18 protein-coding genes and 1 pseudogene are annotated in these 21,150 nt (G+C 70.2%); 9 read left to right on the top strand and 10 right to left on the bottom strand.

Annotation, left to right across the window (positions count from 1 at the left end; genetic code table 11):
- A pseudogene (locus ACVNF4_RS16745) lies at positions 1-550 on the top strand (SWF or SNF family helicase); the annotation flags it as partial.
- Between the two features lie 334 nt (positions 551-884).
- Positions 885-2,408 carry a hypothetical protein gene (locus ACVNF4_RS16740; RefSeq protein ID WP_461803609.1) on the top strand — a complete coding sequence of 508 codons (1,524 nt, stop codon included), beginning with the start codon at positions 885-887 and terminating at the stop codon, positions 2,406-2,408.
- Positions 2,409-2,509: 101 nt separating this feature from the next.
- Here the strand turns inward: ACVNF4_RS16740 and ACVNF4_RS16735 are convergent, their stop codons facing one another.
- Complete coding sequence (locus ACVNF4_RS16735) at positions 2,510-3,040, bottom strand: YbjN domain-containing protein (RefSeq protein ID WP_461803608.1); 531 nt, start codon at positions 3,038-3,040, stop codon at positions 2,510-2,512.
- A gap of 255 nt (positions 3,041-3,295) precedes the next feature.
- A complete protein-coding gene (gene clpB, locus ACVNF4_RS16730) occupies positions 3,296-5,893 on the bottom strand; it encodes an ATP-dependent chaperone ClpB (RefSeq protein WP_461803607.1) in 2,598 nt (865 codons plus the stop codon).
- Positions 5,894-6,032: 139 nt separating this feature from the next.
- Here clpB and ACVNF4_RS16725 point away from each other — a divergent pair, with 139 nt between their 5' ends.
- Positions 6,033-6,446, top strand: coding sequence for a pyridoxamine 5'-phosphate oxidase family protein (locus ACVNF4_RS16725; RefSeq protein WP_461803606.1), 414 nt, complete (start codon positions 6,033-6,035; stop codon positions 6,444-6,446).
- Between the two features lie 156 nt (positions 6,447-6,602).
- Here ACVNF4_RS16725 and ACVNF4_RS16720 read toward each other — a convergent pair whose 3' ends face one another.
- Positions 6,603-6,938 (bottom strand): hypothetical protein, encoded by a 336-nt coding sequence (locus ACVNF4_RS16720; RefSeq protein WP_355877617.1) that lies wholly within the window; start codon positions 6,936-6,938, stop codon positions 6,603-6,605.
- Positions 6,939-7,307: 369 nt separating this feature from the next.
- Between ACVNF4_RS16720 and ACVNF4_RS16715 the strand changes: the two genes are divergently transcribed.
- The 5 genes from ACVNF4_RS16715 to ACVNF4_RS16695 all read left to right on the top strand — a co-directional run bounded on the left by ACVNF4_RS16715 (position 7,308) and on the right by ACVNF4_RS16695 (position 12,444).
- Positions 7,308-8,255 carry a helix-turn-helix transcriptional regulator gene (locus tag ACVNF4_RS16715; RefSeq protein ID WP_461803605.1) on the top strand — a complete coding sequence of 316 codons (948 nt, stop codon included), beginning with the start codon at positions 7,308-7,310 and terminating at the stop codon, positions 8,253-8,255.
- A gap of 419 nt (positions 8,256-8,674) precedes the next feature.
- Positions 8,675-9,307: a hypothetical protein gene (locus tag ACVNF4_RS16710; protein ID WP_461803604.1), complete on the top strand. Its 633-nt coding sequence runs from the start codon at positions 8,675-8,677 to the stop codon at positions 9,305-9,307.
- 175 nt (positions 9,308-9,482) lie between these two features.
- A complete protein-coding gene (locus ACVNF4_RS16705) occupies positions 9,483-10,469 on the top strand; it encodes a helix-turn-helix transcriptional regulator (RefSeq protein WP_461803603.1) in 987 nt (328 codons plus the stop codon).
- The gene (locus ACVNF4_RS16700) at positions 10,466-11,461 is read left to right on the top strand and encodes a helix-turn-helix transcriptional regulator (protein WP_461803602.1); all 996 of its coding nucleotides are present in this window, start codon (positions 10,466-10,468) and stop codon (positions 11,459-11,461) included. The genes ACVNF4_RS16705 and ACVNF4_RS16700 overlap by 4 nt, the downstream gene beginning before the upstream one ends.
- Positions 11,458-12,444 (top strand): helix-turn-helix transcriptional regulator, encoded by a 987-nt coding sequence (locus ACVNF4_RS16695; RefSeq protein ID WP_461803601.1) that lies wholly within the window; start codon positions 11,458-11,460, stop codon positions 12,442-12,444. Before ACVNF4_RS16700 ends, ACVNF4_RS16695 begins: the two co-directional genes overlap by 4 nt.
- Here ACVNF4_RS16695 and ACVNF4_RS16690 read toward each other — a convergent pair.
- A complete protein-coding gene (locus tag ACVNF4_RS16690) occupies positions 12,407-13,438 on the bottom strand; it encodes a helix-turn-helix transcriptional regulator (RefSeq protein WP_461803600.1) in 1,032 nt (343 codons plus the stop codon). The two genes, ACVNF4_RS16695 and ACVNF4_RS16690, sit on opposite strands and share 38 nt — an antisense overlap.
- 383 nt (positions 13,439-13,821) lie before the next feature.
- On the opposite strand from ACVNF4_RS16690, the gene ACVNF4_RS16685 reads away from it, so the two are divergent.
- Positions 13,822-14,391, top strand: a complete 570-nt coding sequence (locus ACVNF4_RS16685; protein ID WP_461803599.1) for a hypothetical protein — start codon at positions 13,822-13,824, stop codon at positions 14,389-14,391.
- A 7-nt stretch (positions 14,392-14,398) separates the two neighbouring features.
- On the opposite strand, the gene ACVNF4_RS16680 is transcribed toward ACVNF4_RS16685, so the two are convergent.
- The 6 genes from ACVNF4_RS16680 to ACVNF4_RS16655 form a co-directional block, all read right to left on the bottom strand.
- Positions 14,399-15,502, bottom strand: a complete 1,104-nt coding sequence (locus ACVNF4_RS16680; protein ID WP_461803598.1) for a substrate-binding domain-containing protein — start codon at positions 15,500-15,502, stop codon at positions 14,399-14,401.
- A 271-nt stretch (positions 15,503-15,773) separates the two neighbouring features.
- The gene (locus ACVNF4_RS16675; protein ID WP_355877601.1) at positions 15,774-16,220 is read right to left on the bottom strand and encodes a heat shock protein transcriptional repressor HspR; all 447 of its coding nucleotides are present in this window, start codon (positions 16,218-16,220) and stop codon (positions 15,774-15,776) included.
- Between the two features lie 5 nt (positions 16,221-16,225).
- Positions 16,226-17,398: a molecular chaperone DnaJ gene (gene dnaJ, locus ACVNF4_RS16670; RefSeq protein ID WP_461803597.1), complete on the bottom strand. Its 1,173-nt coding sequence runs from the start codon at positions 17,396-17,398 to the stop codon at positions 16,226-16,228.
- A gap of 33 nt (positions 17,399-17,431) precedes the next feature.
- The gene (grpE, locus tag ACVNF4_RS16665) at positions 17,432-18,064 is read right to left on the bottom strand and encodes a nucleotide exchange factor GrpE (RefSeq protein WP_461803596.1); all 633 of its coding nucleotides are present in this window, start codon (positions 18,062-18,064) and stop codon (positions 17,432-17,434) included.
- Positions 18,061-19,911, bottom strand: coding sequence for a molecular chaperone DnaK (gene dnaK / locus ACVNF4_RS16660; RefSeq protein ID WP_461803595.1), 1,851 nt, complete (start codon positions 19,909-19,911; stop codon positions 18,061-18,063). Before dnaK ends, grpE begins: the two co-directional genes overlap by 4 nt.
- Before the next feature lie 95 nt (positions 19,912-20,006).
- Positions 20,007-21,050: an MraY family glycosyltransferase gene (locus ACVNF4_RS16655; RefSeq protein ID WP_461803594.1), complete on the bottom strand. Its 1,044-nt coding sequence runs from the start codon at positions 21,048-21,050 to the stop codon at positions 20,007-20,009.
- Positions 21,051-21,150 lie beyond the last annotated feature (100 nt).

Genomic DNA, 21,150 nt, shown 5'->3' with positions numbered 1-21,150 from the left:
GGTGGACTCGGCCGTCCCGGAGCCCGGCGTGGACCCGGCCGCGCTCGAACTGCTCGCCGCCGACGCCGCGATGCGTGCCCATCACCTGCTCGCCGGAGCCCTCGACACGCGCCATGCCGACACGGCGCCGCCCGTCCCGCTCACCGATTGGCAGGACACCGTCCGCTTCACCGCCGCTCACCCCACTCTGGAGGTCTTCGCCCGGATCGCCTCGAACTGCGGCCGCACCCCCCGCGACCTCGCCGTCGCCACCCGCGCGTGGCGGCACGGCGGTGCCGCGTCCCTGGACGTACTGGAAAGCCCCTGGACCCCGCCCGCCTCCCGCCTGGAGCGCGACCGCGAGGCGCTGCGCGCGGACTGGGCCGACAGCAGACCGCCCCGGCTCCGTTCCTGGCGCAACCGCTGGACCGTCGAGGGCCGCGACGCCCAACTGCGCCTGGGCCGGGACGGACTGTGGTACCCGTACACCAAGGACCAGGGCACCTGGTGGCCGGCCGGACCGCCTGACGCCGATCCCGCCGTCGTCCTGACCGCTCTCCTCGCCACCTGATCCGCGCCAGGTGTACGAACAGGGAGTCGCCTGGGTGACGGCGTCCCCGGAGCCGACCGGCGCGGTCCGCTCGGCGAAGCAGTTCCTCACGTACGTCAACTCCGGGCCCTTCCAGTACGCCGTCGCCGAGGCGCTCGCCGACTGAAACGGGGCTCCCTACAGGACGTCGATCAGGACATCGATGACGGCATCGGTTCCGGAACGGCGTCCATAGGGAGCGCGATACGGACATCCGCGGAACGCGACACTCCGTGCGATCCGACGATCCGTCAGAATCCCCCACCCGGCCCTCTCCTGCTCGCATGTCGGGCCGTGGCACTGCATGGTGCCGAGTGTGACTCACGCCACCACCGCACTCGCCCCGCCGTCCGTCGTCGCGCACCGTCCCGCTGTCCGGCGCCACCGGGGCGTGCTCGTCGCCCTCGGGCTGTTCGTCCTGGCGCGGCTCGCCGGGGCGGGGGTGCTCGCGGGGGTCGCCCACGCGGCCGGCAAGGATCCGCTGGCCCTTCTCGGGCACTCCTGGGACTCACGGTGGTACCTGGGCATCGCCGCGCACGGCTACGGGCGAACCCTGCACTTCGGTCCCGACGTCGTCCACAGCGATCTGGCGTTCTTCCCGCTCTACCCGGGCCTCGTGCGCGCGGTGACCGCCGTGACGCCCCTCAGCGGCGGCTCAGCGGGCCTCCTGGTGTCCTGGACGGCCGCCGCCGTCGCCGCCTGCGGGATCCACGCCGTGGCGCGGCTCCTGCGCGGTCCCGCCGTCGCCGCCGCGACGGTCCTCCTGTGGGGACTCCTGCCGCACTCCGTCGTCCTGTCGATGGCCTACACCGAGCCGGTCCTCACCGCCTTCGCCGCGTGGGCGCTGTACGCCGTGCTGACCGGACGCTGGGTGTGGGCGGGCACGCTGGCCGCCGCGGCGGGGCTGTCCCGGCCCAACGGGTTCGCGGTCGCCGCGGCTGTGGTGGTGGCGGGGGTGTGCGAGGGGGTACGCGCGCGGGGGCGCGGGTTGGGGACGTCGAGGCGGGTCAGCGGGGTTCTGGCGCGGGTGCGCGCGTGGGGGCACCGGACGGTGGTGCGGGGGCGGAACTCCGGTCCCGGCCTCAGCCCCGGCCTCAACCCTGGCCTCAGCTCGCGGGAGCGGCCGACGACGGGGGTGCCGACGAAGCGGAACTCCGGCTCCAGTCCCAACCCCGGCCACGACACCAGCACCAGTCAGCCTCCCCGCGCGCGGGGCCTCGTCGCGGGGATGCCGAGTCAGAGCGGGAGCACCCGCTCGAAGCGGGCGACGCCCCCGCGAGGACGGCTCACGGAACCGGTGCCCGTGCGAGCCCCCCGCGCGCGGGGCCCGGTTTCCCACAGGCTGTGGACGGGGATCGCGCTCGCACCCCTGGGGTGGGCGGCGTACGTGCTGTGGGTGGGGGTGCGGAAGGGTGATCCGCTGGGGGGCTACTTCGCGGTGCAGCGGCTGTGGGGGTCGCGGTTCGACTTCGGGAAGGGGTCGCTGCGGTTCGTCCGGCATCTGCTGCTGGAGGGGGACCGGTTCGTCTTCCCGATGACCCTGGTGATCGTCGGCGCCGCGGCCCTGCTGTACGCCCTGCTCCTCGCCGACCGCGCCCCGCTGCCCCTGCTGGTCTACACGGGCGTCCTGCTGCTGATCGCCCTCGGCGGGTCGGGGTTCTTCGAGTCGAAGCCACGGTTTCTGCTGCCGGCGTTCCCCCTGCTCCTGCCGGTCGCGGCGGCCCTGGCCCGGACGGCGAGAACCCGGCCGTGGCACGCGGCCGTGGTGGTCGCGGCCCTGGCCGGGCTCTCGTTCGCGTACGGGGCGTACCTGGTCGTGCTCGCGGATACGCCGCTGTAGGCCGGAGGGTCTACGGGTCGTACGGGGTGCGCGCCCCTGGTACCTCGGGACTACGGCACCCGCTGCCCCGCCAGACCTACGGGCCCACGGAGGGGAACGACCTACTGGTCGTCGTCCCCCTCCTTCTCCAGCTCGACGCCCTCGTCCTCAAGACCGAGCTGCTCCACGAGCCACTTGTCGAACTCGATGGACGCGCGGACCCAGCTCACCGTGGAGGAGACGAAGAACTCGATGTTCACGCCCGCGCCGATCAGCATCTGCGTCTCGCCGATGAGGCGGACCGAGCCGTCGTCGTGGGTGTGCGTGTAGACCTTGGGCCACAGGGTGCGGCGGTTCCAGTCGTCGATCGCCTCAAGGAGCTGGGGCTTGTCGTCGATCTGGTGCGGCCGGTCGAAGAAGGTCCGCACGGAGTAGACCTGCTGCTCGCCCTCCCCGCGGAACATGAAGTACGTGCGGAACTGCTCCCACGGCGCCGCGAGGTCACCCTCGTCGTCGATGACGTACTTCAGCTCCATCTGGTCGAGGAGCTGCTTCACGAGATCCTGGTCAGGGACGACGGGGCCCGCCGGTCCTTGGGGCTGCGGCTCGGGCTGGCCCCCGAAATTCGGAATCGAGGACGGGTCGATGCTCACCGTGTTTTTCCCTTCGTACGGATGCCGCCATCCTCCCCCATGCGGGGCGGGGACTGGCAACCCCCGAAGGACCCTGTCAGCCCTCGGCTGACACGAACTGACCGGGCCTTGAACATCGGGGGCGACGGGGGCCGGGAAAGCCGGTGGTCACGGGGTTACGGAGGCGGCGCGGGTATTACGGGATACCCGTAGTACCCCGGGTCACCCGTAATACCCCGACCTCCCCCGCCCGACCTACCCGAACCCCGACCGGCCCTACAGCCTCTTCCCCGTGCCCGCCCCCACGATCAGCCCGTCCCCGAACACGTCCACCCTGACCGTGTCCCCGTCCTTGACCTCCCCGGACAGGATCTCCTTGGCCAGCCGGTCCCCGATCGCGGTCTGGACGAGCCGCCGCAGCGGACGCGCCCCGTACGCGGGATCGTTCCCCTCGGTCGCCAGCCACGCGAGCGCCTCCTCGCTGACCTCCAGCGTGAGCCGCCGGTCGGCGAGGCGCCGGGCGAGCCGGTCGATCTGGAGGCGCGCGATGTGCGCCAGCTCGTCCTGCGAGAGGGCCGAGAAGACGACGAGGTCGTCCAGCCGGTTCAGGAACTCCGGCTTGAAGGACGTCCGGACGATCTCCAGCACCTGCTCCCGCTTCTCGTGCTCGGTCGTCAGCGGGTCGACCAGGAACTGGCTGCCCAGGTTGGACGTCAGCACGAGGATCGTGTTGCGGAAGTCGACCGTGCGGCCCTGACCGTCCGTCAGGCGCCCGTCGTCCAGCACCTGGAGGAGCACGTCGAAGACCTCGGGATGTGCCTTCTCCACCTCGTCGAGCAGGACGACGGTGTACGGCCGCCGGCGCACCGCCTCGGTGAGCTGGCCGCCCTCCTCGTACCCGACGTAGCCAGGAGGCGCCCCCACCAGCCGGGCCACGCTGTGCTTCTCGCCGTACTCCGACATGTCGATGCGGACCATCGCCCGCTCGTCGTCGAAGAGGAAGTCCGCGAGGGCCTTGGCCAGTTCGGTCTTGCCGACGCCGGTCGGGCCGAGGAACAGGAAGGACCCGGTCGGCCGGTCGGGGTCCGCGATCCCTGCGCGGGAGCGGCGTACGGCGTCGGAGACGGCCCGCACGGCCTCGGTCTGGCCGATCAGGCGGCGGCCCAACTCCTCTTCCATGCGCAGGAGTTTCTGGGTCTCGCCCTCCAGGAGGCGCCCAGCGGGGATGCCGGTCCAGGAGCCGACGACGTCCGCGATGTCGTCGGGACCGACCTCGTCCTTGACCATCGTGTCGCGGGCGGCCACCGCCTCCGCGGCCGACGCCTCCGCCAAGTCCCGCTCCAGCGTGGGGATCTCGCCGTACAGCAGCTTGGAGGCGGTGTCGAAGTCGCCGTCGCGCTGGGCGCGTTCGGCCTGGCCGCGCAGCTCGTCGAGCTTCTCCTTGAGTTCACCGACCCGGTTGAGGGACTGCTTCTCCTTCTCCCAGCGGGCGTTGAGGCCGCGCAGCTCCTCCTCCTTGTCCGCGAGGTCGCGGCGCAGCCGCTCCAGGCGGTCCCGGGAGGCGGCGTCGGTCTCCTTGCTGAGGGCCAGCTCCTCCATCTTCAACCGGTCGACGGCGCGCTGGAGTTCGTCGATCTCGACGGGGGACGAGTCGATCTCCATGCGGAGCCGGGAGGCCGCCTCGTCGACGAGGTCGATGGCCTTGTCGGGCAGGAAGCGGGAGGTGATGTACCGGTCGGAGAGGGTGGCCGCGGCGACGAGGGCGCTGTCGGCGATCTGGACCTTGTGGTGCGCCTCGTAACGGCCCTTCAGGCCGCGGAGGATGGCGATCGTGTCCTCCACCGAGGGCTCGGCGACGAGGACTTGCTGGAAGCGGCGCTCCAACGCCGGGTCCTTCTCGATGCGTTCGCGGTACTCGTCGAGCGTGGTGGCGCCGACCATGCGCAGTTCGCCGCGCGCGAGCATCGGCTTGAGCATGTTCCCGGCGTCCATGGCGGAGTCGCCGCCCGCGCCGGCGCCGACGACGGTGTGCAACTCGTCGATGAACGTGATGACCTGGCCGTCCGACTCCTTGATCTCGGCCAGCACGGTCTTGAGCCGCTCCTCGAACTCGCCGCGGTACTTGGCGCCCGCGACCATCGCGCCGAGGTCGAGGGAGACGAGCCGCTTGTTCTTGAGGGACTCCGGGACGTCGCCCTTCACGATGCGCTGCGCGAGTCCTTCGACGACGGCGGTCTTGCCGACGCCGGGCTCGCCGATGAGGACCGGGTTGTTCTTGGTGCGCCGGGACAGCACCTGGACGACCCGCCGGATCTCCTGGTCCCGGCCGATGACCGGGTCGAGCTTGCCCTCGCGGGCGGCGGCGGTGAAGTCCGTGCCGAACTTCTCCAGCGCCTTGTAGGACCCCTCGGGATCGGCGGAGGTGACGCGCCGGCCGCCGCGCGCCTTCTGGAACGCGTCCAGCAGCTTCTTCGCGGTGGCGCCCTGCCGGACGAGGACGTCGCCGGCCTGGCCGCCCTTGTCGGCGATGCCGATCAGGAGGTGCTCGGTGGAGAGGTAGTCGTCCCCGAGGTCGGCGGCGCGACTCTGGGCGTCCGCGATCACGGCGAGCAGTTCACGGCTCGGCTGCGGCGGGGCCACCGTCGACCCCGTCACCCTTGGGAGGGAGGCGAGCACCTGCTCGGCCCCCTGGCGCACGGCGGCCTGGTCGGCCTCGACGGCGACGAGCAGGTCGGTGATGTTCTCGTTGTCCTGCCCGGCGAGCAGAGCCAGGAGCAGGTGTGCGGGGGTGAGGTCGGGGTGCCCCTCGGACACGGCACGGCTGCTCGCCGCGTTGATCGCGTCCCGGCTCCGGTTGGTCAGCTCTGCGTCCACGGTCGGGGTCTCCTCCTTGCGTCCTACGGGTACTACGGGCTCCGAATGTTGCTGACTTGAGCAACGTCCATAAAGTTGAGTCTATTCCACTCAAGGTGAGCCGGGGAGGGGAAACGGCGGGACCGGTTACATTCACGCCATGGCCGCATACCCCCAAGACCTGGACGCGCCGGACGACGCGTACGTCGCGTTCTGGCGCGAACACCACCTGTGCACCCTCACGACACCACGACCGGACGGCACCCCGCACGTCGTACCCGTAGGCGTGACGTACGACCCCGACGGCCGGCTCGCACGGGTGATCGCCAGCCGGACCAGCACGAAGGTGCGGAACGTGCTGGCCGCCGGGGAGGAGGGGGCGCGGGTCGCCGTCTGCCAGGTGGACCGGGCGCGCTGGGCGACGCTGGAGGGGGTGGCCGTCGTCCGCACCGAGCCGGAGCGGGTGGCCGACGCCGAGCGGCGCTACGCCGAGCGGTACGGGAGGACGCCGTCACCGAACCCCGAACGCGTGGTGATCGAGATCACACTGACGCGGGCCATGGGGCGGGGGTGACTCCAGAGGCTGGAGGGGCGCTTTCCGGCCAACCGGGGGATCGTCGTATGTCATGAGATGTCATGCGAAAACACAGCGGCGTCACCGTGTTCAGGTCACGGTGACGCCGCTGCGGGGGGAAGCACCTGAGCGATCTTTTACGACGGGGGAATCGCGTCAGGCACTGCGGGGGGTGGCTGAGATGGTCCGCGAGGTGGGGGGCTCCGCGTCCGTCAGCCTGTGGTCTCGTCGATCGAGGTTCACAAAGATCATTCCGTACCGGATGGCACACTGCACCGGCTGCGGCGCTCCACGGGGGCGCCGCAGGCACCGGTACGCCCGCACGTCGCCGTCCTCGTCCCGCGTGACCACCACCGGCTCGCCGAACACTGTCACCATCAGCGAGTCACCGTTGTGGGGGATGGCGGTGACCAGGTCGATGAAGTGCCAGCCGGAGCGGTAGGCGGTGGCCATTTCGCGGCGGAAGGAGCGGTCGTCGGGTGGGGTGGTCATGTCAGACTCCACTACCGTCGGCAGGAGAATCCGCCGGTGCGCCATCCACCACCGTATCGATCGCGTTCACCGCCACGGACGGCCAAGCGCTGTTCGCTCGAGTGTCGACCGACCTCCCGCTGAAGCCTCCCAGCACACCCAGGACTGCGACGGCGGAGAAAGCGGCGACAAGTATCGCGCGAAGCGCTCTGTTACGCATTGTCGGCTTCATCCTTACTTGAGATCCCCTTGTTCCCCCGTCGAGTACGACGATGGCTCATTCAGGCACGTGATGGCCACACAATCGATGCATCATGTTCCTGCACATTCAGGACCCTGGGGGGTGGAGATTTGGAGATGAATAGCGCAAAAGCGACACATCCCCACTCGATGACCAACCTGTGTGAGGAGGGAAGCAGGTTTTACGCCGCCGCTCTACGCACGGGGCGCATCGCGCGCGCGGACGCCGAAGCCGTTCCCTGCCTGATGGAGTTTTCCCTGCTCCACCCCGATCCGAACGATCCTGACTGGCTGCGGCCCATCTCTCCTGGAGCGGCCCTGGCGCGTCAGCTCGCTCCTCTGGAGCACGAGATCGCCGAGCGGCGCCGTTCGGTGATCCAGCTGACAGACCTGTTCGAACCCTTCATGTCCCTGAACACCCAGATCGTCTCCCCCAGCGACTCCATTGCCGTACTGGAGGGTGGAAAACGCATCAACGCCGCGCTGGACATGGCCACCGCCCAGTGCCGTACGGAGATGCTCACCGTCCAGCCCAGCGACCGGCTCCTCACTGAGCGAAGCCTCATCCAGGCGATGGAACGCGATCGGCCGATGATCGAACGAGGGGTGCAGATCCGTACGGTGTACCAGCACACCGCCCGCTATGCCCCCAGTCAGCTCGCCTACGCCGCACAGCTGGCAGACGGCAAGGCCGAATACCGCACCATCGACGAGCTTGTGGAGCGGTTGATCATCTGCGATGAGACTGTCGCCTTCATCCCAACCCGCGACGATCAGCAGGTAGCCCTGGAACTACGACACCCCGGCCTGATCCGGTACCTGGTCAAGGTCTTCGAGTTCATGTGGAACCGCGCGGTTCCCCTGACCGGCGGCACACCGTACGAAATCGCTTCCGACGGCATCACCGAGATCCAGTACTCGATCGCCAAACTGCTGGTGGAGGGGCATGTCGACGAGGCGATCGCCCGCCGTCTCGGGATGAACGTACGGACTTGTCGCGCTCACATCGCCAAGCTGGCCACCTCGCTCGGCAGCGGCAGCCGCGCCCAACTCGGCTACCTCATCGCCCAATCGGGCATCCTGGACCGGGAGCATTGAGGCTGAGAAAAGTAAGTCCCACGACGCTGCGGGAGGAAATAAGGAGGGCGACACACACTTCTGCGCCTTGGCCCGGAACCACCCCACCACCTCCACGCCGACCGGCGCCGACCGGCGCCGACCCTACGATGACCCCGAAAAGACGACATCACCCCCCGCTCGCCCACCCGGCGACGGCGTTCGGCCTCCGGTCGGCCACCTGCTTGCACCCCGAGACCGCCCGGCAGCCTTCGTACGACGGTGTCGCACCCCGCCGACGGGCCATCGCCGCACTCCTGGCGGAAGGCCGTACGGACGCCGTGATCACGGAACGTCCCGGCACGAAGCCCCGGGCCACCCGCGGACCCATCGCGAGACGCAACCGCCCCTGCCACCTCACCGGCGGGCCCGGACTCCTGAAGCAGAAGGAAGGCCGACACATGACGGTGCCGCACCCGCCCCATGGAGTGGAGGAACTGTGCGAGGCGGGCCTGGAGTTGTACACCCGGGCACTGCGTGAGGGCCAAGTCGCAGCGGGGAAAGTTGAGTTGCTGCCCTGCCTCATCGAAGCAGGCCTGCTGCAAACCGACTTGGCGAACGCACACCGGCTGAAGCCGGTGCCCCCCGCCGTCGCCCTGGCCCGCCTCCAGCGCGCGGCCGACGACGACATCGCCGAACGCCGCAGGCAGAGCGCGCGGTTGACGGAGACGTTCGAACCGCTCCTCGCCCTCGTCGTGCCGGACAACGGGACGACGGACGCGTTCGGCATCCGGCTGCTCAGCGGCCTGGACCGGGGCAGGCGCATCCGCACCCTCTACCAGCACACCCAGCGCCACATACCCGAAACCCTGGCCCGCTACGAGCAGTTGGGGGGAGACGTCGAGGCCCCCACCCTCGACGAGGTCACCGACCGCCTCTGGCGCCTCGCCACCCCCATGCACCCCCAAACGGTCCACCACCCCTCCCACAGCGGCGTCACCCCCCGCCAACGCGCCATCGCCCTCGGCAGCGACAGCCGCGCCCAACTCGGCTACCTCATAGCCCAGTCCAGATTCCTGGACCGGGAGCGGTGATGTGCGGGCCGCAGCGCGCCGTCACCACACCGAGGGCCCTCGTCCGGAGCCGCCCCTCGACGCACTCCGCTCACCAGGCGCCCCGCGCAGCCGTCCACCTGGCCCGGGGTAACGTCGCGAAGTCACCACAGCCGACCGCAGATCCCGGAATCCTGAGACTGGAGGAGACCGCCGTATGACGGCACCGCACTCATCTCACGGAGTGGAGGAGCCGTGCGAGGCGGTCCTCGCGCTCTACGGCCGGGCGCTACGGGACGGACAGGTGCCGGCCCGCGAGGCCGAGGCGCTGCCCTGTCTCGCCGGCACCGGACTGCTGCGTCCGGACCCCGAGGACGCCCTCCTGCTGCGGCCGGTGCCTCCCGCCCTCGTCCTCACCCGGCTGCTGCGCTCCGCCGACGACGCCATCGCCCACCACCGCCGGCACAGCGAGTGGCTCGCGGAGACGTTCGAACCGCTGCTGACCCTGGCCGGGCCGGACGGCGGCAGCACGGACGGCTCGGGGATCCGGCCACTGGACGGCTTCGGCCGGATCAACCTCGCCATCTCCGCGGCCATGGCCGACGTCACCGGAGAGATCCTCGCGGTCCAGCCCGACGCCCCCACCATGAGCGACGCGGCGCGGGCCGCCTCGCTGGAGCGCGATCAGGCCCTGCTCGACCGGGGCGGCCGGCTGCGTACGCTCTACCAGCACACCCAGCGCCACAAGCCCGCGGTCGTCGCACGGTACGAACATCTGCGCGGCGACGTCCAGGCCCGCACCCTCGACGAAGTCACCGACCGGCTCATCATCGTGGACCGCGCGGTCGCCTTCATCCCGGCGAACAAGGAACGCACCCTCGCCCTGGAGGTGCGCAACCCGGCGCTGATCCAGTACTTCACGATCACGTTCGACCGCTTCTGGCAGTTGGCGACCCCCATGCACCCCGAGGCCGTCCCGCACCCCTCACCGGGCGCCATCACCTCGCGCCAGCGCGCCATCGCCCGCCTCCTCGTCGAGGGCCACACCGACGCCGTGATCGCCGACCGCCTCGGCCTCAACATCCGCACGGCCCGCGTCCACATCGCCAAACTCGCCACCGCCCTCGGCAGCGACAGCCGCGCCCAACTCGGCTACCTCATCGGCGAGTCGGGCATCCTCAAGCAGAAGGAAACCGAAAGATGACAGCCCTCCACCCACCCCACGGCGTGGAGGAACTCTGCGCATCGGGAGCAGAGTTGTACGAACGCGCGCTGGACGAGGGAAACATCCCGGCGGCACAGGCGCAGACGGCCCCATGCCTGGTCGACATGGGCCTGCTGCACCCCGCCGTGGACGACCTGACCCGACTGGAGCCGGTCTCCCCCACACTCGCCCTGCACCGCATGCTCCGACGATCGGCGCGGCGCATCGCGGACGAGCGGCAGCGGGAGGAGCAACTGGCCGAGACGTTCGAGAAGTTGGTGCGGATCGACGCGGACCTGGCGGTGGCCGGCACCCCGGCCATCACCCTGCTCAGCAGCAAGGCCCGGATCAACCAGGCCATCACGGACGCCATGGCGGAGGCCACCATGGAGATCCTGACCATCCAGCCCAACATGAACCTGCACGGCACCGTCGCGGAGACGGCCCGCGCCGTGTCGGTCCTGCGGGACCAGACGGCACTCGACCGGGGCTGCCGCATCCGCACCCTCTACCAGCACACGATGCGCACCGCGCCCTCGATCCGGGCACTGTACGAACGGCTGCACGGCGACACGTCCTGCCGCACGCTGGACGAGGTCACGGACCGCCTGATCGCCGTCGACCGCACCGTCGCCTTCATCCCGGCGAGCGACGACAACAGCCTGGCCGTGGAGGTCCGGCACCCGTCCGTCGTCAAGTACCTGACGACGACCTTCGACCGTCTCTGGCGCCTCGCCACCCCTCTCTACCCCGAACCCGCCAGGGAGCACCCGGTGACCGACACGGTCACCCTCCGCCAGCGTGCCATCGCCGGACTCCTGGTCGAGGGCCACACGGACGCGGTCATAGCCGACCGCCTCGGCATGAACGTCCGCACCGCCCGCGAACACATCGCCAAACTCGCCGGCACCCTCGGCAGCGACAGCCGCGCCCAACTCGGCTACCTCATCGCCCGGTCCGGCATCCTGGACGAGGACGGCGATACCCGGTGAGCCACCAGGAACACGGCGCGGAGAAGCTGTGCGACGCGGGCACGGAGCTGTACAGCCGCGCCCTGCGGACAGGCTGGGTAACGGCGAGTGACGCCCAACCGGCGCCATGTCTCGTGCAGTTCGGCCTGCTGCACCCAACTCCTGACGATCTGGAGCGACTTGAGCCGGTCGCCCCGGCGGTCGCCCTGCATCGCCTGCTGCGTTTCACCGAGGACCGGATCGCGGCGGAGCGGCGCCGGGAGGCCGAACTGGTCGATTCCTTCGAGCCGTTGCTGCGGATCGAAGCTCCGACGACGCCGAAGACGTACGAAGGCACCGCCCTGCGGGTCCTGAGCGGCTCCCAGCGGATCAATCAAGGTCTCGACGAGGCGATCCTCGGGGCCACCGACGAGATGCTGTCCATCCAACCGCGCGTCGCCACACACAGCGTCGAACGCAAGGAACTCGCGCGGTCCGCCTCTCTGCGGCGGGACCAGGCCCTGCTCGACCGGGGCGGCCGGATCCGCACGCTCTACCAGCACACCCAACGCCACTCCCCCGGCGTGCTCGGCTATGCCGAACAACTCGACGGTGACGTACAGGTCCGCACTCTGGACGAGGTCACCGACCGCCTCGTCGTCGTCGACCGGACGGTCGCTTTCGTCCCCGTCGACTACGACCGCGACATCGCCCTGGAGGTCCGCCACCCGGCGCTCGTCAACCACTTCGCCACCACCTTCGACCGCCTCTGGCGCCTCGCCACCCCCATGCACCCCCAAACGGTCCACCACCCTTCCCTCAGCGGCGTCACCCCCCGCCAACGCGCCATCGCCGCCCTCCTCGTCGAAGGCCACACCGACGCAGTCATCGCCGACCGCCTCGGCCTCAACATCCGCACCGCCCGCGAACACATCGCCAAACTCGCCACCACCCTCGGCAGCGACAGCCGCGCCCAACTCGGCTACCTCATCGGCCAGTCGGGAATCCTTGGCCGGGAAGAGTGACCCCGCTCCGATACGCCTCGCCGCCCCCGAGCAGCCCGGCCTGGGCGATGCGCACGCCGAGTTGGGTGCGGCTGGCGGCGCCCAACGTCTCGGAGAGCCGGGCGATATGGGCCCGGCAGGTGCGGACGCTGATGCCCAACCGCTCGGCGATGACGGCGTCCTGATGCCCCTCGGCGAGGAGCGCGGCGATGGACTGCTCCCGGTGGGAGACGCCCTCGACGGTGGGGGCGGGGATGGGTGCGGCGAGGGGGATCGCCAGGCGCCAGAGGCGTTCGAAGACGGTGACGAGATAGGTGATGAGGGCGGGGTGGCGCAGTTCGAGGGCCATGGTGCGGTCGGGGTTGGCGGGGATGAAAGCGACGGCGCGGTCGAAGACCATGAGCCGGTCGGTGACCTCGTCGAGGGTGCGCGCCTCGACGGCGTCCCCCATCAGGTCCAGGTAAGTCAGCAGGCCCTGGCCGTGCCGGGCGACGTGGTTGTACAGGTCGCGCATCCGAACTCCGCGTGCCCGCAAGGACATTGCGCGGTGCAGCCCCTCGGAGAGCTCGTGCTCGCGCCGGATGCCGCCGGGCTGGACGGTCAGCACCTCGGTCGTGCACGCGTCGGTCGCCTCGTCCAGCGCCGCCTGGATCCGGGAGGCCCCGTCCAGCACGCGCAACGCCATGCCCTCGCCGGAGACGCTGACGGGACCGCCGAGTCCGGCGTACCACTCGAAGGCGGCGACCGCCGCGCCCATCCGTCGCCGGCTCGCGCTGACCTCGTCGTACAGGCCGTGCAGCAGGCGGGTCATGACCTCCTGCGGAGCGGTGGGGACGAGCCAGTCCATGTCGTCGGGATCGGGGTGGAGCAGGGCGAGTTCGAGAAGGCACGGCGCCTGTCCGGCGTCGGCGCGCGGGATCCGGCCACGGCGCACGGCACGGGAGTAGACGCGGTCACCGGCCTCGCAGAGCCGGTCGGCACCGTGCGGATGGTCCTCCGTCCCGTGCCCGGTCATCGTCCATCCCACCCCCGCACTTCGCTCTTCCGCAGCGCAACTATGCGGGGCGTCCGCCCGGCTCCGCAACACGGCGCCGCTGGCCGAGCGACCTGAAATCCCCCGGTATGTGGCCGTTTCGACCCGCCTCCGCCCCTCGCACTGCAACAAGCTGACGGTGGTGCACCGTACCCACTCAAGGCATCGTGGAACCGCTGCACCCCGGGTTGCCGCTCACCCGGGAGACCCGGCCGGACGCTCCCCGTCCGGCCGGGTCCACCATGCCCTGGGAGAGCGCCTGCACTCCGTGTGGACCCGTAGTACCGGCGAGGGACGTCCCGTAGTACCGGCGAAGTGCGCCCCGTAGTACCGCCGCCCCCTCCCCACCCCCCACAATCCCCGGTATGGCGAACCGAGGCGCACGACCCGTAACCCTCCCCCTGGCCCTCCTCACCCTCCTCCTCACCACCAGCTGCGACACAGGCTCCCCCAGCAGCACCTCACCCGAGGCCACCACCCCCGCCGCCCCCACCCAACCCCCTTCCCGCCCCCACCAGGACGGCCACCTCGTCTTCACCGTCCTCTCCCTGCGCTGCGGCATCCCCGGCGTCACCGGCACCCACAGCGACGCCGCCCCCTCCGGCCAGTTCTGCTCCGCCCGGCTCCGCGTGGACAACCCCAGCGCCGACTTCCACACCTACGCGGTACGGGACCAGCGCCTGGAGGGCGTCACCGGCCGCGCCGCCCGCCCCGACAGCTTCGCCATGGCCGTACGCCGCCAGCACGACTCCATCTCGATCGGCGGCCACTCCCTTGTCGAGGTGGAGCTCTGGTACGACGTCCCCCTGAACGCGAAGGTCACCGGCCTACGGGTCACCGGCGACCGCGACCCGGCGAACTGGATGGCGACGACGCCGGCGGCACACGCACCGGACGGCCTGGTGATCCCCATGAAGCCCCTGATGGGCTGGTGACCCCGTACTACTTGAGACCGACCGCCTGACAATCCGACTCGAACTTCGGCGTGCAGATCTGCGCGACCGTATAGATCCCGTCCGCCACGACCGTCGACTTCACCTTGTCCTTGGTCATCGCGACCACCGTCACCAACTGCGCCGGAATCTTCTTGTCCGTCGGGCTGTCCACCTGGTCCCGCGTCAGGGAGTCGAACATGACGGACTTGCCCTGGATCTTGGCGACGGCCATCTCCGCGGCGGCGGCGGCCATCTCCGGGTACGGCTTGTAGACCGTCATGTACTGCTTCCCGCTGAGGATCCGCTGCACGGCCGACAGCTCCGCGTCCTGCCCGGTGATCGGCGGCAGCTTGTTGACGCCCGCGTCCTCCAGCGCCTTCAGCGCGCCCCCGGCCATCGCGTCGTTCGCCGAGTACACCCCCGCGATGTTGTTCTTGCCGATCTTCCGGATCGCCTGCTCCATCTCGGACTGCGCGAGATCCGGGCTCCACTCGTCGGTGTCGTAGGTGGCCGCGATGGTCACCCGCCCGTCGATCTCGCCGAGCGCGCCCGCCTTGAACTGCCCCGCGTTGGGGTCGGTCGGCGAGCCGTTGATCATCACGATCTTGTCGGAGGTGCTGGCGTTGCCGATCGCCTCGACGAGCGTGCGCCCCTGCACCTGCCCGACCAGCTCGTTGTCGAAGGAGACGTACGCGGCGATCGGCCCCTCGGCGAGCCGGTCGTAGGCGATGACGGGGATGCCCGCGTCCTTGGCCTTCTCCACGGTGCTCGCGATGCCCTTGGAGTCGACCGCGTCGAGGAGGATCAGGTCCACCTTGTCGCTGATCATCTTCTCCATCTGCTGGACCTGCGTCGCCGCCTTCGCCGCCGCGTTCGCGTAGACCGTCCGGCCCTGCTTGTCCGTGAGCTCGGCGATCTTCGCCTTGATGATGGGGTAGTCGAACTGCTCGTACCGGGTGTTGGTCTTCTCCGGCATGAGCACGCCCACCGTGAGGTCGTTGCCCTTCGTCGGGGTCGCGTCGGCCGATTCCCCCGTCGCGTCGAGCATCCCGCATCCGGCGAGCGAGACGGCCATCGTGGTGGCGACGACGGGTATGAAGATACGACGCATGCGAGGGCTCACTTCAGGTGACGTTCCGGAGCGGGTACGACTACTTGGACCCAGATGTCCCAAAGACAACGCGGCCCGCTCCCACACAGTCAAGAAGAATCACTTAACGAGATGGCAACATCACACTGCGCTGAAGTGACAACAACACATGGAGACGACTCCCCCGCATCTCCAACTCCCTTCACACGCTCGCCACTTGAGAAGCCCGAAAGGGCCCGGAGTCACAGACTCCGGGCCCTTTCGAAGGCATTCGTCCCGCTGAAGGCGGTTTTCAGTCCTTCGGCTTCTTCGGCCGCCAGACCACCAACGCACTGGTCTGCTGCACCTCCTGGTACGGCACCAGATCCCGCCGGTACGACGCGTGCACCGCGGCCTCGCGCTGCTGCATCGCCGCGGCGGCGCCGTCGAGCGCCGACTCCAGCTCCGTCACCCGGGACTGGAGCGCGGCGACCTGGTTCTCCAGTTCGATGATCCGCTTGATGCCGGCCAGGTTGATGCCCTCGTCCTGCGACAACTGCTGCACGGCACGCAGCAGTTCGATGTCACGGGCCGAGTAGCGGCGGCCCCGCCCGGCCGTGCGGTCCGGGGAGACCAGGCCGAGACGGTCGTACTGCCGCAGGGTCTGCGGGTGCAGACCGGAGAGCTGGGCCGCCACCGAGATGACGTAGACCGGGGTCTCCTCGGTCAGTTCGTACGGGTTGCGCCGGCGGCCGTCCATCACTCTCATGCTCCCTTCGCGGCCTCGAACAGCTCCTCCCGCGGGTCCTCACCCGCGGTCGCCTCGCGATACGCCTCCAGTGCGTCACGAGCCTTCCCCGTCACGTCCTTCGGGACACTCACCTCGACGGTGACCAGGAGATCCCCGCGGGTGCCGTCCTTGCGGACCGCGCCCTTCCCGCGCGCACGCATCGTGCGCCCGTTGGGCGTGCCCGGCGGCAGCTTCAGCGTCAGCGCGGGCCCGCCCAGGGTGGGCACCTTGATCTCCCCGCCGAGCGCCGCCTCCGCGAACGTGACCGGCACGGTCACCGTCAGATTGTCGTCCTTCCGCCCGAAGACGGGGTGACTTCCGACATGGACGACGACGTAGAGGTCGCCCGCCGCGCCGCCCCGCTCACCGGGGCCGCCCTTGCCGCGCAGCCGGATGCGCTGCCCGTCCGTCACCCCCGCGGGGATGCGGACCTGCATCGTCCGCGAGGACTTGGCCCGGCCGCTGCCGTGGCAGTCCTCGCAGGGCTGCTCGGCGATCAGGCCGCGCCCCTTGCAGTCGGGGCACGGGTCGGTGAGCGAGAAGCCGCCGCCCGAGCCGCGCGCGACCTGTCCGGTGCCGACGCAGGTCGGGCACACACGCGGCGTGCCGTTCTTGTCACCGGTGCCGGAACACGCCTTGCAGGCGGCCTGGGAGGTCATGCGCAGCGGGACGGTCGCCCCCTCGATGGCCTCGGTGAAGCTGAGGGTCACCTCGGTGTCGATGTCCTGCCCGCGCCGGGGCTGGGTGCGGCCCGCGGTCGTGCCGCCCCGGTTGAACAGGCCCCCGAAGACGTCCCCGATGCCGCCGCCGAAGCCGCCCTGGCCGCCACCGCCCTGGCCGCCTCCGAAGAGGTCACCGAGGTCGAAGTTGAACGAGCCGCCCGCACCCGGGCCCTGGCGGTAGCCGCCGTTGCCGAACAGGGCGCGCGCCTCGTCGTACTCCTTGCGCTTCTTGGGGTCCCCGAGGATGTCGTTCGCCTCGGAGATCTCCTTGAAGCGCTCCTCCGCCTTGGCGTTGCCCTTGTTGGCGTCCGGGTGGAACTCGCGCGCGAGCTTGCGGTACGCCTTCTTGATCTCGGCCTCGGTGGCGTCCTTGGGGACGCCGAGGACCTTGTAGAAGTCCTTCTCGATGAAGTCCTTGGTGCTCATCCTCGACGTGCCCCCTTCCGCTCGTCGTCTGCGTCAGCCCTTCTCAGGGCCGTTGTCCTTCTCGTCGTCGGCCTCGTCCTCGGCCTTGACGGTCTGCGCGCCGGGCTGCGGTTCGGCGACGGCCACCCGCGCGGGGCGGATGGTGCGCTCGCCGATCCGATACCCGGGCTGGAGAATCGCCACGCACGTCGTCTCGGTGACGTCCGGCGCGTACGAGTGCATCAGCGCTTCGTGGATCGTCGGGTCGAAGGGCTCGCCCTCCTTGCCGAACTGCGTCAGCCCCATCTTGGCGGCTGTCGTCTCCAGCGACTCCGCGACGGACTTGAATCCGCCGACGAGTTCGCCGTGCTCCCGCGCGCGGCCGATGTCGTCGAGGACGGGCAGCAGCTCGGTCAGGAGGTTCGCGACGGCGATCTCCTTGACCGCGATGCGGTCCCGCTCGACCCGGCGGCGGTAGTTCTGGTACTCGGCCTGGAGGCGCTGGAGGTCGGCGGTGCGCTCGCCGAGAGCGGTGCGCACCTGGTCCAGCTCAGCCACCAGTCCTGCGGTCTGGTTCGCGTCCCCGGCCGGGGCCGCCTCCTTCTCGGGGGCGGCCTTCGGCTCGGCGTCGTCGGCGCCGGAGGGGACGTCGGGCTTCTCCTCGAAGCCCGGAGTCTCCTCCGTCACGCGGCACCGCCCTTGGGCTTCTCGTCGTCGACGATCTCGGCGTCGACGACGTCGTCGTCGGCCTTGGCGCCCGCGCCCGCCGCGCCTTCCGCACCGGCCGCGCCCTGCGCCGCCTGCGCGTCCGCGTACATGGCCTGGCCGAGCTTCTGGGAGACCGCGGCGACCTTCTCGGTGGCGGTGCGGATCTCGGCGGTGTCGTCGCCCTTGAGCTTCTCCTTCAGCTCGCCGAGCGCGGCCTCGACCTCGGTCTTGATCTCGCCGGGGACCTTGTCCTCGTTGTCCTTGAGGAACTTCTCGGTCTGGTAGACGAGCTGCTCGCCCTGGTTGCGGGCCTCGGCGGCCTCGCGGCGCTTGTGGTCCTCGTCCGCGTACTGCTCGGCCTCCTGGCGCATGCGGTCGACTTCGTCCTTCGGCAGCGAGGAGCCGCCGGTGACGGTCATCTTCTGCTCCTTGCCCGTGCCGAGGTCCTTCGCGGTCACGTGCATGATGCCGTTGGCGTCGATGTCGAAGGAGACCTCGATCTGCGGGACACCGCGCGGGGCGGGCGGCAGACCGGTCAGCTCGAACATCCCGAGCTTCTTGTTGTACGCCGCGATCTCGCGCTCGCCCTGGTAGACCTGGATCTGGACGGAGGGCTGGTTGTCCTCGGCGGTGGTGAAGATCTCGGAGCGCTTGGTCGGGATCGTGGTGTTGCGCTCGATGAGCTTCGTCATGATGCCGCCCTTGGTCTCGATGCCGAGGGACAGCGGGGTGACGTCGAGCAGCAGGACGTCCTTGACCTCGCCCTTGAGGACACCGGCCTGGAGGGAGGCGCCGATCGCGACGACCTCGTCCGGGTTGACGCCCTTGTTGGCCTCACGGCCGCCGGTCAGTTCCTTGACGAGCTCGGCGACGGCGGGCATGCGGGTGGAGCCACCGACGAGGACGACGTGGTCGATCTCGCTGAGGGAGATGCCGGCGTCCTTGATGACGTTGTGGAACGGCGTCTTGCAGCGCTCCAGGAGGTCCGCGGTGAGCTGCTGGAACTGCGCGCGGGTCAGCTTCTCGTCGAGGTGCAGGGGGCCCTCGGCGGAGGCGGTGATGTACGGCAGGTTGATCGACGTCTCGGAGGACGACGACAGCTCGATCTTCGCCTTCTCGGCGGCCTCGCGCAGGCGCTGGAGGGCCATCTTGTCCTTGCCGAGGTCCACGCCGTGGCCCGACTTGAACTGCTGGACCAGGTAGTCGACGACGCGCTGGTCCCAGTCGTCACCACCGAGGTGGTTGTCACCGTTGGTGGCCTTCACCTCGACGACGCCGTCGCCGATCTCCAGGAGCGAGACGTCGAACGTGCCGCCACCGAGGTCGAAGACCAGGATGACCTGCTCGTCCTTGTCGAGGCCGTACGCGAGGGCGGCGGCCGTCGGCTCGTTGACGATGCGCAGGACGTTCAGGCCCGCGATCTCGCCGGCCTCCTTCGTGGCCTGGCGCTCCGAGTCGTTGAAGTACGCGGGGACGGTGATGACCGCGTCGGTCACCTTCTCGCCCAGGTACGCCTCGGCGTCGCGCTTCAGCTTCTGCAGGATGAACGCGGACATCTGCTGCGGGTTGAAGACCTTGCCGTCGAGCTCGATCTTCCAGTCCGTACCCATGTGGCGCTTCACGGAACGGATGGTCCGGTCCACGTTGGTGACCGCCTGACGCTTGGCCACCTCGCCGACGAGCACCTCGCCGTTCTTGGCGAAGGCGACGACGGACGGCGTGGTCCTGGCGCCCTCTGCGTTGGTGATGACGGTGGGCTCGCCGCCTTCAAGAACGCTGACGACGGAGTTAGTCGTGCCCAGGTCGATGCCGACCGCACGTGCCATTTTGATCTTCCTCCAGCTGACTTGAGTGGAACAGGCTCAAGTGTGCATCACCCGCCCAGCCGAGTCAACAGAGCTGAGTCAGATGGGCTCAACTCTTATCCGTTCCTTACACGCATGCCGCCCCTGACCTGTGAAGACTCCGGCCTCCGAGGCCTCTGGACATGCGCCCCAGGGGTGACATCAGCGGCCTGAACCCCCTGCCGCCCCAGGCGCCCCAGGCCGACGAGACGGCGGACGAGGGTGAGGCGCCGTGAACCGGGGGCCCGATTCCCCAGCCTCTCCCCGCGGCATGCCGCACGCACCTTCACGGACTGCGGCCCGTACACGCGCACCCGCAGCAACCCCACGACAGCCCCTCCCGCACCGGCCCCCACCCACACCGTCGCCGCCCCACCCGTCCACCCCGCGTGCGCGAGCACGCCCACCAGCACCCCCGCGAAGACCCCGGCGCCGATCAGGACGACGCTCCCCTGAGCCGTGATCCCGAGGCGGCGCAGCCGGTGCGCAAGGTGGTCCGGCGCCGGCCTGAGCAGCGGCCGTCCGGCGCGTGCGCGCGAGAGGGCCACGAGGACGACATCCAGGGCCGCCACCGCCGTCAGCGCGAGGAGCACGCCCGCGCCGGTGAGCGGTTCACGTCCCGCGCACGCCTGGACGGCGACGGCGGCCGGCAGGAACCCGGTGAACAGCGCGCCGCACGTACCGAGCCCCACGCGCGCGTGCGGCCAGTTGTGCATCAGGAAGCCGGTGAGGGCCGCCGCGAGGACGCTCAGCAGGACGGCGGGCCCGTCCATCACCTCGGCGGCGGCACAGGCCCCGGCGCCGAAGGCGGTGACGACACCGGCCGTCCCGGCGACGCCGTCCGCGTGGTCGAGGCTGCGGAAGGCCAGGGCGACGAAAACGACCCACGCGACCGAAACGACGCCCCCCAGGGCGCCGATATCGCCGAAAGGGATCACGAACGCGGCCGAAACGGTCGTCCCGATCACCAGGAACCGGGTCTTCAGCCGCCACAGGTCGGCGGCGAGGCCGAGGAGGGCGACGGCGGCGGAGGCGACGAGCAGGGTGCCGGTGCCGGGGTCCAGCGGGGCGAGGCCGGTGCGGTCGCCGACGACGGCGAGCCCGCACGTCGCCGCTGCCACCGCGGGCCCCCCGGATCCAGCACCGCGCGCCCAATCTCCACGAACGCCGGTTGAGTGCCCACCAACTCAGCCACCCTCTCCGGCCACCGGCCGCGAAGGA

Source organism: Streptomyces sp. S6, from assembly GCF_054880855.1.
This window is presented reverse-complemented; position numbering and strand designations above follow the sequence as displayed.